This window comes from Flexivirga sp. B27, assembly GCF_052905685.1.
Map to the genome: position 1 here is coordinate 80,873 of NZ_JBPYUM010000003.1, position 13,172 is coordinate 94,044.

Genomic DNA, 13,172 nt, shown 5'->3' on the forward strand with positions numbered 1-13,172 from the left:
GTGCCATGCTCGGGCCATGGCTGCTGAGACTCCTGTGACCTTGCTGATCCTCGGTGCCGGCGGTGACCTCACCCACCGGCTGTTGCTGCCCGGGATCGGCAGTCTGCTCAACATCGAGCCCTCGAGGAAGGTCCGCATCGTCGGTGCCGATCGGGCGGATCTGACTGCGGTGCAATGGAAGAAGCGCGTCGAGGACGCCTTCGGCACGGTGCCGGTGCCCGCCCGTCCGACCCGGTCCACGCTCTCCAAGACCCGCTATCAGCAGACCGACCTGCTCGACCCCGAGCAGCTGGCCGCACTGATCGCGGGCTGCCAGGGCCCGCTGGTCATCTACTTCGCGCTGCCGCCGGCCGTGTCGATGAAGGTCTGCGAGTTGCTGGAGGACATCGACCTGCCGGACGACACCCGGCTCGCGCTGGAGAAGCCCTTCGGTGGTGACGAGAAATCGGCACGCACGTTCAACACCCAGCTGCACAGGCTGGTCTCGGAGGAGCGGATCTTCCGGGTCGATCACTTCCTCGGGCGCTCCACCGTGCTCAACCTGATCGGCCTGCGCTTCGCCAACCGCATCCTGCAGCCGATCTGGAGCGCGGAGCACATCGAGCGCGTCGAGATCATCTACGACGAGGACCTCGCACTGGAAGGCCGCGCCGGTTACTACGACAGGACGGGTGCGCTGCGCGACATGCTGCAGTCGCACCTGCTGCAGGTGCTCAGCGTCTTCGCGATGGAATCGGTCGCCGACCTGTCCGCCAAGGAGGTGCAGGACCAGAAGGCGCAGGTGTTGCGCGCCACCCGGTTGTGGGGCGGCAGCCCGAAACGGTCCAGCAAGCGAGCCCGCTACACCGCCGGCCAGATCGGTCGCCGGAAGATCCCGGCATACACGCGGGAGAAGGGCGTCGACCCGTCGCGGGAGACCGAGACGCTCGCCCAGGTGCAGGTCGAGGTGCGCAACAACCGGTGGGCAGGCATTCCCTTCACGCTGCGCAGCGGGAAGGCGCTGGGCACGCCGCGCAAGCAGGTCATCGCCTACTTCCGGCCGGTGCCGCACCTGCCCGACGGCTTCGACAACGCGGCCGCGCCCGACAAGCTGATCATCGACCTGAAGCCCGGCGCGGTGTCCTTCGTGCTGACCATGAACGCCGAAGGCAGCCCGATGGACCTGGAGCAGAAGACGCTGCGTGCCGAGCTGGCACCCGGCTGGATGCTGCCCTACGGCGAGGTCCTGCGGGAGGTCCTCGACGGCGACAATCTGCTGTCCGTGCGCAGCGACGCCGCCGAGTCGTGCTGGCGGATCATGGATCCGGTGCTCAAGGCGTGGAAGGCCGGACGCGTCCCGATGGAGACCTACCCGGCCGGCTCGACCGGTCCGGAGGGCTGGCTGCCGGAGGATTCGTGACGGCCGCGCGGTCGTGCTTACCATGACCGCATGTCTGATCCGTATGGCGCCGACCGCCCCAAGGACCGGAGCTTCCACGAGCAGGCGACCAGCGCGCAACCAGCCGTCGACCCCTACGCTCCGCAGGGCTCCGATTACCGGACGACCGAGGTCTACGGCCCGCAGAGCTATCCGCAGCAGTCGGGCCAGCCGCAGGGTTACCCGCAGCAGGCGCCCTACGGTCAGCAGCCCGGCTACGGTCCCGCGCCCTACGGACAACAGCAATACGGCCAACAGCCTTATGGGCAGCAGCCGTATGGCGCCTACGGCACGCCCTATGCGGGCTACCAGCCGACGCCGACCAACGGCCTGGCGATCGCGTCGCTCATCACCAGCATCGCGGGGATATTCGTGCTGTGCGGTCTCTCGGGCATCGTCGCCGTCGTGCTGGGCATCCTCGGCCTGAACAAGTCCCGGGAGATCGGCGGCATCGGCCGGGGTCAGGCGATCGCCGGCATCGTGATCGGCGCCATACAGGTCGTCCTGCTGGTCGGCTTCATCGTCGCGATGATCATCGCCGCGTCGCAGGATCCGTCGACTACCTCGAACTTGACGACGACCTGAGCCCCGGGAGAGGTGGCCGAGCCGTAGGAGAGGTGCCGAGCCGCAGGAGAGGTGGCCGAGCCGCAGGAGAGGTGGCCGAGCCGCAGGAGAGGTGGCCGAGCCTGTCGAGGTCATCGTTTCGACAAGCTCAACGATCTCCTGGACGCTCAGCGATCACCAGCGGTTCATCGCCGCCAGACCGACACGCACGACCCGGTGTCGGGTCATGTGCGCCAGCGTCGTGTCGCCGCGGGTGATCCGGGTGAAGGCCCGCCACCCAAGCCGTGTCCGCAGCATCGTGTGGAACGCCCGCGGATGCCGCTCGAAGGCCCGCAGCGTCTGCTCGCCGACAGCCATCTCCGTGCCCAACGCCTCGGACACCCCTCGCTCGTATGCCGCAACGCCCTCCTCCGGTGCCGCGCTGCCCGTGCCGATCCGGGCCGCCTGCGTTCCGGCGAGGGCGCCGGACCGGACGGCATACGAGATGCCCTCCCGGGTCCACGGCTCCAACAGGCCGGCGGCATCCCCGGCGACCAGCACCCGTCCGCGACCGAGCGGCGAGTCCGAGGTCCGGCAGCGGGTGAGGTGGCCGGAATCGCGGGCGACGGGCAGGGACGAAAGACCTTGCTGGGCAACATAATCGGTGAGGTATTGCTTGGTTTTGCCCGGAGAGCCCTTGGCCATGATGACGCCGACGGTCAGCACGTCCTGCTTGGGGAAGACCCAGGCGTAAGAGCCCGGCTCAGGACCCCAATCCAGGTGCACCCGGCCGGACCACCGGGCGGCAGCAGCGGCATCGGGCGTGAGCTCGACCTCCAGCCCGAGGTCGATCTGGCGCAGATCGACCCCGACATACCGCCCGAGTCGGCTGGCAGACCCGTCCGCACCGACCACCGCCCGCGCACGCACCGCACCGTCGGAGGTGGTGACGGTCACCAGGTCGTCCTGCTCGCTCACGCCGGTCACGGTCACGCCGGTGCGGACCTCGGCTCCCGCGCGGGTCGCGGCCGCCAGCAGGATGGCGTCGAACTCGGACCTGTTGACCAGGCTGAGGACCCGGTCGCCGGCGACTTGCTCGAAATGCGACCCGCCGCGGATCGTGAACGACGCCCGGGTGATCCGCTGCTGCACCGGGACCTCGACGTCCTCGGGCAGCGACGCCAGGGTCGGGCCGATCAGGCCACCGCCGCAGGTCTTGTAACGCGGGAAGGTGGCCCGGTCCAGCACGAGTGTCGTGGCTCCGGACCGTGCCGCCGAGTGTGCGGCGCGGCTGCCGGCAGGGCCCGCGCCGACGACGACCACGTCATACACGGTGCTCGGCCGCGTGCCCGGCTGACTGTCCCGCTGCGTCACGACCGCAGATGTTAGTGCGGCTGCGCCGGTGCAATCGACCGGCCGCCCACCTGACACAACATGTGACCGACGGGTAACTTTGGGGGTCCGGACCATCCCCGATCGGCGAGCCGAGGAGTCACGATGCCGTTGCAGGAGCACTACGACGTACTGGTGGTGGGCGCCGGCCTGTCCGGGATCGACGCCGGCTATCGGATCCAGACCATGTGCCCGGGCGCCGACTACGCGATCCTCGAGGCACGCGAGTCGCTCGGCGGCACCTGGGACCTGTTCCGCTATCCCGGGGTGCGCTCCGACTCGGACATGTTCACCCTCGGCTTCCCCTTCGAGCCGTGGACCGGCGAGAAGTCGATCGCGGACGGCGCCGACATCCTCAATTACCTGAAGGACACGGCCGCCAAATACGGCATCGACGAGCGGATCGTCTACTCCACCAAGGTCACCGCCGCCGACTGGTCGAGCGAGGACGCGCGCTGGACGCTGACCGTCAGCTCGCCGGACGGTGACTCCACGGTCAGCGCGGACTTCGTCTACCTGTGCGCGGGCTACTACAACTACGACAAGGGCTACCGGCCGGAGTTCCCAGGGCTCGACGAGTTCGCCGGAGACGTCATACACCCGCAGTTCTGGCCTGAGGGGTTGGATGTGCGCGGCAAGAAGGTCAGCGTCATCGGCTCGGGCGCCACCGCGATGACGCTGGTGCCGGCGCTCGCGAAGCAGGGTGCGTCGGTCACCATGATCCAGCGATCGCCCACCTACGTCATCAGCCAGCCGTCGCGTGACCCGATCGCCCGGACGTTGCGCAAGGTGCTGCCCACCAAGCAGGCGTATGCCGCAACGCGGATGAAGAATGCCGTGACGACCGTCGGGTTCTACGAATTCTGCCGCCGCGCGCCGGGGCTCGCGACCAAGGCGCTCAAGACCGGTGTGGCCCGGCAGATCCGGCACAGCAGCGTCGACATGACGGCGTTCACGCCGCGCTACAAGCCGTGGGACGAGCGACTGTGCGTCGTGCCGGACGCCGACCTCTTCAAGGCGATCCGGCACCACGACGTCGACGTCATCACCGACACCATCGACCGCATCGACGCCAATGGCATCCGCACCGGCAGCGGCCGCGAGGTGCCTGCCGACATCATCGTGACTGCGACCGGGCTCAACGTGCAGCTCATCGGTGGGGCGACGCTGCGGGTCGACGGTCAGCAGTGCGACCCGGGCAAGCGGTACATCTACCAGGGCCTGATGCTCGAAGGCGTGCCCAACGCGGCCGTATGCATCGGCTACACCAATGCCTCGTGGACGCTGCGCGCCGACCTGTCGGCGAAGTTCTTCTGCCGCTTCGTCAACCATGTGCGCGAGCACGGTCACGCCTACGGATATCCCACGGTGACCGAGGAGATGCCGAGCACCCCAGCGCTGGACCTCGCGGCCGGCTACATCCAGCGGTCGCTGGCAACGCTGCCCAAGCAGGGCGACCGCAAGCCGTGGTTCCTGCGACAGAACTATTTCGCCGACCGCCGCGACGCGCGCCGTGCGAACGTCACCGACGACATGACGTTCGTGCGCGCTGGTGAGGTGCGCTCGCCCAACGCCGATCTGCACACCGCCGCGGCCAACGCTGCAACCGGGGACACTGCAACCGACGACCCTGCACACGAGAGCGTCGCCTGATGCCGACCCACCCCCTGCGTCCAGTGACGGCTTCCTCGCTGAGTGACGGTGAAATCTCACCGTCACTCGACCGGTGGACCGTCACTCGCCGGGACCGGCGCCCGGGACGCCGCGCATGAGGATCGCGCTCGCGTCATACAGGAGCAAGGAGCACTCCGGCGGGCAGGGCGTCTACGTCCGCAACCTGTCCCGCGAGCTGGTCGCCCTCGGCCACCAGGTCGAGGTGTTCAGCGGTCAGCCCTACCCGCGGCTGGACGACGGTGTCCGTTTCACGCCGGTGCCGAGTCTGGATCTCTACCGTGCGGACGACCCGTTCCGGCGTCCGGGACTGCGTGAATTCCGCTCTGCGGTGGATGTTTTCGAGTTCGCGACGATGTGCACCGCCGGGTTCCCCGAGCCGCGGACCTTCGGCATGCGTCTGTCCCGTTTGCTGCGCGACCGGGTCGACGACTTCGACGTGTTGCACGACAACCAGACGCTGGCGCCCGGGCTGCTCGCGCTCGAGCGCCGCGGGCTGCCGCTGTTGACCACCATCCACCACCCGATCAGCCGCGACCGACGACTGGAGCTGGAGGCGGCCACCGGATGGAGCCGCGTCACCAAGCGCCGGTGGTACGGCTTCGTGCAGATGCAGCGCCGCGTCGCCAAGCACAGCACGCACATCCTGACCGTCTCGAAGGTCTCTGCCCAGGACATCGCCGCGGACTTCGAGGTGCCGCGCGAGCGGATGCGCGTCGTGCCGGTGGGCGTCGATGTGGATCGATTCCGGCCACGCGAGACGCCCCGCGTGCCGGGGCGCATCGTCTCGGTCATCAGCGCCGACGTCCCGCTGAAGGGTATGTCGGTGCTGGTCGACGCACTCCGGGCGCTGCCGCGGGACGCCTGGGGCGAACTCGTGGTCGTCGGGACGCCGAGCGAGACCACCGAGAAGCGGCTGGCCGAGGCCGGGCTCGTGGACCGGGTGACCTTCCGCAGCGGCCTCACCGACGAGGAGCTCGCCGAGCTGGTCGCATCGGCCGCGGTGCAGGTGATTCCCTCGCGCTACGAAGGCTTCTCGATCCCGGCCGTCGAGGCGATGGCCTGCGGCACCCCGGTCGTGGCGACCGACGTCGGCGCGCTGCCGGATCTGCTCGCCGACGGTGTGGGCCGCCTCGTGCCGGCCGGCGACGCACCGGCGCTCGGCGCGGCCGTCGCCGAGGTGCTGTCGTCGCCGGAGACGGCAGCGCGGATGGGTGCGGCGGGTCGGACCCGGGCCGTCACCACTTACAGTTGGCGCGAGGTTGCTCGGGCGACCGCCGATGTCTATGCCGAGGTGATCGCCGCGAGCGGGCACCCGGTGCCCGCTGCGCCTGAAGCAACGAAACGGCAGGAGTCATCACGATGATCACCATGGACTTCGACTCGGCATTCCCGGTGTCCCCGGGGATGAGTGTGCTCGACGTCGGTGCCGGCCAGGGCCGTCACTCGTTCGAGGTGCTGCGCCGCGGCGCCGTGGTGACTGCGTTCGACCAGTCCGAGTCGGACCTGGCCGACATCAAGTCGATGTTCGCGGCGATGGAGCTGGAGGATCAGGTCCCGTTCGGTGCCTCCGGCACGGTCCTGCACGGCGACGCGCGGTCGATGCCCTTCGAGGACAACACCTTCGACCGGGTCATCGCCTCCGAGATCCTCGAGCACGTCCACGAGGACGAGCAGGTCATGGCCGAGATCTTCCGGGTCGTCAAACCCGGTGGCCTCGTTGCGGTTTCGGTGCCACGCAGCTGGCCGGAGAAGGTCTGCTGGCAGCTGTCGGACTCCTACCACGAGGTCGAGGGCGGCCACATCAGGATCTACCGTGCCTCCGAGCTGGTCGCCAAGCTCGAGCGAGCTGGGTTCGCGGCATACAAGCGACATCACGCGCACGCCCTGCACGCGCCCTACTGGTGGCTGAAGTGCGCCGTCGGACCGGACAACAACGACAACCCCGCGGTGAAGGCCTATCACCGGTTGTTGGTGTGGGACATGATGAAGGCGCCGTTCGTCACCCGCGCTGCCGAGAACGCCCTCAACCCCGTCGCCGGCAAGAGTTTCGTGGTCTACCTCCGCAAGCCGGAGATCGCCGCATAATGGCGGTGCAGCGACCGGTGGGGCGGGTCGGAGCACTTGCGGTGCCGGGCCTCATGTCGGCCGAAAACTGCGCTGCCACAGCGCAATTCATCCTCCGACAGCAGCGACCCGACGGCTCGATCCCTTGGTATGACGGCAGTCATCTCGACCCCTGGGATCACGTCGAGGCGGCGATGGGCCTGACCGTTGCCGGGCACTGGACCGAAGCCTGGCGTGCGTTCGAGTGGTCGGCGGCGACCCAGCGCAAGGACGGCTCCTGGCCGATGGTGTTGCGCGGCGACTACGTCGAGGATCCCGGCGCCGACACCAACCAGTGCGCCTACATCGCTGTCGGCGTCTGGCACTACTACCTGGTGACCGGTCGCACCGACGCGCTGGCCCGGCTGTGGCCGACTGTCGAGGCGGCGATCAATTTCGTCATACGTGCGCAGCATCCGGGCGGGGAGCTCGGGTGGGCCGTGGGCACCCACGGCCCGGCCGATTTCGCGCTGCTGACCGGCAGTGCGAGCGCTTTGCAGTCGCTGGAGTGTGCGTGCCTGATCGCGGCGACGCTCGGGCACGACCGCCCGCGGTGGCGCTGGGCCGGCAACCGGCTGGCCGAGGCGCTGCGCGAGCGGCCGGAGAGCTTCGCCGACCGGTCACGCTTCTCGATGGACTGGTATTACCCGGTGCTCGCCGGGGTCGTGCGCGGCCCGCGTGCGCGGGCCCGGATCGAGGCCGGTTGGGCGGATTACGTCCGTGACGGGCACGGCGCCCGGTGTGTCAACGACCAGCTGTGGGTCACGTCGGCCGAGTCCGCCGAGCTGGTGGCCGCCTTGGACGCGATCGGCGAAACCGACCGGGCCGTCACGGTGTTGGCGGACCTGCAGAGCCTGCGTGATGAGTCCACCGGCGGCTACTGGACCGGGCGCAACCTGCCCGACATGGTGCTCTGGCCGCGCGAGCAGACGTCGTGGACCGCGGCGGCCGTCCTGCTGGCCGCGGATGTCGTCACCCAGACGACCGGCGGCGCCACGCTCTGGCGGGACGCCGGATGGCCGGGGGACGAGTCGGTTGCCGCGGTCCCCCTGGCCGGTGAGGAAGTGGCCGGCTGATGCCCGTCCCTCCCGAGCTCGCCGAAACCGTCGCAGTAACAACTGGTTTCATGCCCATCGACGAGGGCGACGCACTGTATGACGTCGCGCTCCGCGCGAGGCCCGGCAGCTGGCTGGAGATCGGCACCTACTGCGGCAAGTCCACCCTGCTGCTCGGCGCGGCCGCACGGTTGCGGGACGCGCGACTGGTGACCGTCGACCACCACCACGGCTCGGAGGAGAACCAGCCGGGCTGGGAGTGGCACGACACGTCGATGGTCGACCCGCGCTCCGGTCTGCTCGACACACTGCCGCACTTCCGGCCGGTGCTCGACGCGCTGGCGGACGTCTGCTCCGCGGTCGTCGCACGCACCGAAGTCGTTGCGCGCTGGTGGAATTCGCCGATCGAGCTGCTCTTCCTCGATGGCAACCACACGGAGCGGACCGCACAGCACGACTACCGGGCATTTGCTCGCCACCTGACGCCGGGTGGGTTGTTGCTGGTGCACGACGTCTTCCCGGACCCCGCCGACGGTGGCCAAGCGCCCTGGCACGTCGTGCAGGCGGCGCTCGCCGACGGCTTTACCGAGGTCGAGCAGCACGGCTCGTTGCGGGTGCTCGCCGCGCCCGCTCCGGCCGGCTCCGTCCACTGACGCACCTGCCGTCGAATGACGCCGCTGCAACGGCGTCAACGGTGAGTAATTGCGTCACTCGTGCGGAAGTTGCCGGGCGCAACGATGGCGCAGAGTGACCCGAGCCAATCAGACCACAGCAAACGTTCAGCGAATGATGTTGATTGGTTAAAGAATCGGCCGGTTTTCGGTCATGAATGGCTCAGCTGCATAGCGGTTCGACATGTCACAGCGGCACAGTCTGCGCCAGTGCCTGCCAAACACCCCCAAGGGCGGGCACACACCTCTAGGAGAAGACCCCGTGAAGAAAACCGTCACCGGTGTCGCGTTGGGCGCAGCCCTCGCCACCGCTGTTTGCATGAGCATGCCATCGGCACTGGCCAGCAACACCGCTCATGCCCAATCCGCCTCTGCCAAGGCGACTTCCGTCAAGAGTGGCGCTGCCAAGGCCGACACGGTCAAGGCTGACACGGTCAAGAGCGACCACGCCGCACTCGGCCTGAGCAGCAACGAGAAGCTCGTCGTCCGCAACGTCGTCACCGATGCGAACGGCACGAAGCACATCCATTACGACCGCACCTACAAGGGTCTCAAGGTCGTCGGCGGTGACCTCATCGTCACCCGCAACAAGGCCGGCAAGCTCGGCACGGTGCGCAAGAACGCGTCGGGCAAGGTCGCCGTCTCCTCGGTCACGCCGACATACTCGGCGAGCAAGGCGAAGGTGACCGGGCAGCAGAAGTCCCACGCGGTGCGGACGCTGAAGAAGGACTCCGACCTGGTGATCTTCGCCGGCAAGGGCACTCCCCGGCTGGCCTACGACGTGTATGTCGAGGGTGTGCGCGCTGACAAGGTGCCCACCCGCTCGCACACGTATGTCGATGCCCGCACCGGTAAGGTCCTCGCGGTCGACGACGACATCAAGACCGGCAGCGGCCGCAGCATCTACGTCGGAAACGTCACCATCGGGACCAAGGCACACAGCGGCGGCGGTTACGAAATGACAGACGCCGCAGGCAATTACACGACCGACGTGCACAACCAGGGCGACCCCAACACCGGCAGCGGACCGGCGGGTGACCTCTTCCTGGACAGCGACGACACCTGGGGCAACGGCACCAACTCCGACCGCGCCAGTGCAGCGGTCGACGCGCAGTACGGCGCGGAGAAGACGTTCGACTACTACAAGAACGTGTTGGGCCGCAACGGCATCTGGGACAACGGCCAGGGCTCGCGCTCCCGCGTGCACTTCGCGGACGGTATGGCGAACGCCTTCTGGGACGGCCAGCAGATGACGTATGGCGACGGCAGCGACAACAACAGCCCGGTGCTCGCGCTGGACGTCGCCGGCCACGAGATGAGCCACGGCGTCACCGAGAACACGGCAGGGCTCGTCTACTACGGCGATGCCGGCGGCCTCAACGAGGCGAACTCGGACATCTTCGGCACCGCGGTCGAGTGGTACGCGAACAACTCCGCGGACACGCCCGACTACCTCATCGGCGAGAAGGTCGACCTCTTCGGCAACGGCGACCCGCTGCGCTACATGGACCAGCCGAGCAAGGACGGTGCGAGCAAGGACTGCTGGAGCAGCAGCCTCGGCAACCTGGACCCGCACTACTCGTCCGGTCCGCTGAACCACTGGTACTACCTGACCTCGGAGGGCTCGGGCGCCAAGACGATCAACGGCGTCAACTACAACAGCCCGACCTGCAACAACAGCAGCGTCACCGGGATCGGTCACGACAAGGTGGAGAAGATCTGGTTCCGCACGCTGACGACGAAGCTGACCAGCAACTCCAACTACAAGGCTGCGCGCGAGGGCGCGATCACCTCCGCGATCGAGCTGTATGGCGCCTCCAGCCAGGAGTGCAAGTCCGTCGAGTCGGCGTTCAACGCGATCTCGGTGCCCGCCGGAAGCGCGAGCTGTGACGGCGGGAGCGACCCCAACCCGCCGACCGGGGACAACCTGCTGAAGAACCCGGGCTTCGAGTCCGGCACGGTCGGCTGGACCGGCACCGCGGGGCCGATCACCAACAACAGCGGTCGCGCGGCGCACACGGGCAGTTGGAAGATGTGGCTCGGTGGCAACGGGCAGACCGCCAGCGAGAACGAGTCGCAGACCGTGTCGATCCCCGCCGGGTCCGACGCCACGCTGACCTACTGGCTGCGTGTCGACTCCAGTGAGTCGTCCCGTTACTACGCCTACGACAAGATGCAGGTCCAGGCGGTCAGCGGCGGGACGACCAAGGTGCTGAAGTCCTACAGCAACGTCAACGCCGACAACACCTGGCACCAAGTCTCGGTCGACCTGTCGGCATACGCCGGCAAGTCGGTGACGCTGAAGTTTGTCATGAACGAGGACGCGTATCTGCAGACCTCGTTCGTCGTGGACGACACGTCGATCACCGCGAAGTGACGCACGTCGACTGACGCAGTAAACGCCGAGTGACGCACTTACAAGTGCGTCACTCGGTGTTTCATGCGTCAGTCGGCGAAAATGTCGGCATGTCCAAGGCCCCTGTCGTCGGTATGACGCTGCTGCTGCTCGGCAGCCTCGCCGCGTGCTCGATCGGTGACCCCAGCGGCAGCCGAGGAACGGGGGAACAGCACGAGACGACGACCGGTGCGGGACAGCACCGCCACGAGTCGAGTCAGCAGCACAGCGGAGGAACGTCGCGCAGCGCCTCTCCCCGCGCCACCCCGACCAACACCACCCCTCCGCCATACATCGCCCGAGTGGTGTGGGTCAGTCTGCCGAGCGGCCGCAGCCTGCAGGTCTACCCGACGGCCAACGGGCGGGTGACGACGGCGGACGGATCCGGCAAGGAGGCGTGGCGGGAGGTGCTGCGCAAGGCACCGGATGCCGGGTCCCGAGGAATGCGAGCGCAATTCGAGTGCCACTGGGCATTCGCGCGCCTGGCCGACCCGGACAAGCCGAGTTGGAATCTCGAGCCGTGGCGACCGGTGGTGTCGGCGCAGGTGATGTACGACACCCGGTGTAATCCCGGCGGTCCCGAGGTCTGAGCGCCTGCGCCCGCCCGCGCGAGTAACTCGCGACAGTAGCGACTTGGTCGCCGGGATCCGGTGTTTCGAGCGAATAACTCGCGACAGTAGCGAGTTACTCGGCCGATCCTTATTCGCCCGAGCCCTGGCCCTCCTGCTCGGACTGCTGCTTGGCCTGCTCCGCCTCGATCTGGGCGCGCACCTCGTCCATCGGCAGCTTGCGGGTCTGGTCGATGAGGCTGGTCAGCTCCGGGCCGGGCAGCGCGCCGGCCTGCGCGAAGACACGAATGCCGTCGCGGAAGATCATCAGCGTCGGGATCGACGTGATCTGCAGTGCCTGGCTCAGCGCCGGCTCGGCTTCGGTGTCGACCTTGCCGAACGTGATGTCCGGGTGCTCATTGGAGGCGTCCTCGAAGATCGGCGCGAACATCTTGCACGGGCCGCACCAGTCCGCCCAGAAGTCCACCAGCACGATGCCGTCGGACTGGACCTCGTCGGTGAAGGTGTCGGTCGTGAGGGTCTTGGTGGCCATCGTGTCTGCTCCTTGGTCGACGGTGGCGGGCGACGGCGTTCGGTTCACCGTCACACCTGCCAACGTATGGCGCCCACCGATCCTTCCCACGAAGTGACGTCCGCCATACGGGCAACAGTCTCGACATATAAGACGGCAATCAATGTGTTTGGTGATTGCCACGGTGCCGTGTTGTGCTGGTGGCATGTCTTCGCAGGTCACGCTCCGCATGCGCATCGCCAACCGGCGTCGCATGACGACGTGGCATGTCTGCCGCTATTGAGCCGATCCACCACCCAGCTCGCCGCAGACCACAGCGCCCGATCACGGCGCAGACCCACCTCGCTTCAACGGAGACTTCGATGACCACTGCTTCACCCGGCGTCCGGGACTTCACCGGTGACCAACTCGTCCGGATGGCACGGCTTTTCGTGCGTGAAGGCGCCGCTGTCAGTGCCCGTCGGCCCTCCGGCACGGAGCGGGAGCGCCACCAGCTGACCAAGACGCCGCACCTCGAGGTGTGGGTGGTCAACTGGCCGCCCGGCGCCGAGACCGGCTGGCACGATCACGGCGCCGCCGACGGTGCGATGGTCGTCGTCGAGGGCGAGCTGATCGACCGGCAGTGGAAGGGCGGCTCGGAGCACTGGAGCGAGCTGACCGACGGTGACGAGGTGACCATCACGCCGAACACCGCCCACCACGTCACCAATGTCGGCGACGGTTACGCGGTCACCGTGCACGCCTACTCGCCGGGCCTGACCGAGATGACGCCATACGCCTGGGAGAACGGCCGGCCCGTCGCGGTCGACGCACTTTCCTGACCGCAATGCCGCGTGCCTCCC

General features: G+C 68.0%; 12 protein-coding genes. 10 read left to right on the plus strand and 2 right to left on the minus strand.

Annotation, left to right across the window (positions count from 1 at the left end; genetic code table 11):
- Positions 1-16: 16 nt before the first annotated feature.
- Both ACSZL9_RS12695 and ACSZL9_RS12700 read left to right on the plus strand, forming a co-directional pair.
- Complete coding sequence (locus ACSZL9_RS12695; protein ID WP_446665871.1) at positions 17-1,399, plus strand: glucose-6-phosphate dehydrogenase; 1,383 nt, start codon at positions 17-19, stop codon at positions 1,397-1,399.
- A 30-nt stretch (positions 1,400-1,429) separates the two neighbouring features.
- Positions 1,430-2,002 (plus strand): DUF4190 domain-containing protein, encoded by a 573-nt coding sequence (locus ACSZL9_RS12700; protein WP_446665872.1) that lies wholly within the window; start codon positions 1,430-1,432, stop codon positions 2,000-2,002.
- Between the two features lie 153 nt (positions 2,003-2,155).
- Here the strand turns inward: ACSZL9_RS12700 and ACSZL9_RS12705 are convergent, their stop codons facing one another.
- Positions 2,156-3,334, minus strand: a complete 1,179-nt coding sequence (locus ACSZL9_RS12705) for a geranylgeranyl reductase family protein (RefSeq protein WP_446665873.1) — start codon at positions 3,332-3,334, stop codon at positions 2,156-2,158.
- 123 nt (positions 3,335-3,457) lie between these two features.
- Here ACSZL9_RS12705 and ACSZL9_RS12710 point away from each other — a divergent pair, with 123 nt between their 5' ends.
- From ACSZL9_RS12710 to ACSZL9_RS12740, 7 genes are all read left to right on the plus strand, one after another.
- Positions 3,458-5,005, plus strand: coding sequence for a flavin-containing monooxygenase (locus ACSZL9_RS12710; protein ID WP_446665874.1), 1,548 nt, complete (start codon positions 3,458-3,460; stop codon positions 5,003-5,005).
- A gap of 115 nt (positions 5,006-5,120) precedes the next feature.
- Positions 5,121-6,389 carry a glycosyltransferase family 4 protein gene (locus tag ACSZL9_RS12715; protein ID WP_446665875.1) on the plus strand — a complete coding sequence of 423 codons (1,269 nt, stop codon included), beginning with the start codon at positions 5,121-5,123 and terminating at the stop codon, positions 6,387-6,389.
- The gene (locus ACSZL9_RS12720; protein ID WP_446665876.1) at positions 6,386-7,111 is read left to right on the plus strand and encodes a class I SAM-dependent methyltransferase; all 726 of its coding nucleotides are present in this window, start codon (positions 6,386-6,388) and stop codon (positions 7,109-7,111) included. The genes ACSZL9_RS12715 and ACSZL9_RS12720 overlap by 4 nt, the downstream gene beginning before the upstream one ends.
- Positions 7,111-8,205: a prenyltransferase gene (locus ACSZL9_RS12725; protein ID WP_446665877.1), complete on the plus strand. Its 1,095-nt coding sequence runs from the start codon at positions 7,111-7,113 to the stop codon at positions 8,203-8,205. Before ACSZL9_RS12720 ends, ACSZL9_RS12725 begins: the two co-directional genes overlap by 1 nt.
- Positions 8,205-8,837: a class I SAM-dependent methyltransferase gene (locus ACSZL9_RS12730; protein WP_446665878.1), complete on the plus strand. Its 633-nt coding sequence runs from the start codon at positions 8,205-8,207 to the stop codon at positions 8,835-8,837. Before ACSZL9_RS12725 ends, ACSZL9_RS12730 begins: the two co-directional genes overlap by 1 nt.
- A gap of 337 nt (positions 8,838-9,174) precedes the next feature.
- Positions 9,175-11,232 (plus strand): M4 family metallopeptidase, encoded by a 2,058-nt coding sequence (locus ACSZL9_RS12735; protein ID WP_446665879.1) that lies wholly within the window; start codon positions 9,175-9,177, stop codon positions 11,230-11,232.
- A gap of 89 nt (positions 11,233-11,321) precedes the next feature.
- On the plus strand, positions 11,322-11,840 hold the full coding sequence (locus ACSZL9_RS12740) for a DUF2599 domain-containing protein (protein WP_446665880.1): 519 nt from the start codon (positions 11,322-11,324) through the stop codon (positions 11,838-11,840).
- Positions 11,841-11,949: 109 nt separating this feature from the next.
- Here ACSZL9_RS12740 and trxA read toward each other — a convergent pair whose 3' ends face one another.
- A complete protein-coding gene (gene trxA, locus ACSZL9_RS12745) occupies positions 11,950-12,351 on the minus strand; it encodes a thioredoxin (RefSeq protein WP_446665881.1) in 402 nt (133 codons plus the stop codon).
- 341 nt (positions 12,352-12,692) lie between these two features.
- Between trxA and ACSZL9_RS12750 the strand changes: the two genes are divergently transcribed.
- The gene (locus ACSZL9_RS12750; RefSeq protein WP_446665882.1) at positions 12,693-13,151 is read left to right on the plus strand and encodes a cysteine dioxygenase; all 459 of its coding nucleotides are present in this window, start codon (positions 12,693-12,695) and stop codon (positions 13,149-13,151) included.
- Positions 13,152-13,172: the final 21 nt, after the last annotated feature.

Bases quoted from the DNA above. Each gene is read 5' to 3' on its own strand.
- ACSZL9_RS12695 (WP_446665871.1), top strand. From the start codon at position 17: ATGGCTGCTGAGACTCCTGTGACCTTGCTGATCCTCGGTGCCGGCGGT.
- ACSZL9_RS12700 (WP_446665872.1), top strand. From the start codon at position 1,430: ATGTCTGATCCGTATGGCGCCGACCGCCCCAAGGACCGGAGCTTCCAC.
- ACSZL9_RS12710 (WP_446665874.1), top strand. From the start codon at position 3,458: ATGCCGTTGCAGGAGCACTACGACGTACTGGTGGTGGGCGCCGGCCTG.
- ACSZL9_RS12715 (WP_446665875.1), top strand. From the start codon at position 5,121: ATGAGGATCGCGCTCGCGTCATACAGGAGCAAGGAGCACTCCGGCGGG.
- ACSZL9_RS12720 (WP_446665876.1), top strand. From the start codon at position 6,386: ATGATCACCATGGACTTCGACTCGGCATTCCCGGTGTCCCCGGGGATG.
- ACSZL9_RS12725 (WP_446665877.1), top strand. From the start codon at position 7,111: ATGGCGGTGCAGCGACCGGTGGGGCGGGTCGGAGCACTTGCGGTGCCG.
- ACSZL9_RS12730 (WP_446665878.1), top strand. From the start codon at position 8,205: ATGCCCGTCCCTCCCGAGCTCGCCGAAACCGTCGCAGTAACAACTGGT.
- ACSZL9_RS12735 (WP_446665879.1), top strand. From the start codon at position 9,175: ATGAGCATGCCATCGGCACTGGCCAGCAACACCGCTCATGCCCAATCC.
- ACSZL9_RS12740 (WP_446665880.1), top strand. From the start codon at position 11,322: ATGTCCAAGGCCCCTGTCGTCGGTATGACGCTGCTGCTGCTCGGCAGC.
- trxA (WP_446665881.1), bottom strand. From the start codon at position 12,351: ATGGCCACCAAGACCCTCACGACCGACACCTTCACCGACGAGGTCCAG.
- ACSZL9_RS12750 (WP_446665882.1), top strand. From the start codon at position 12,693: ATGACCACTGCTTCACCCGGCGTCCGGGACTTCACCGGTGACCAACTC.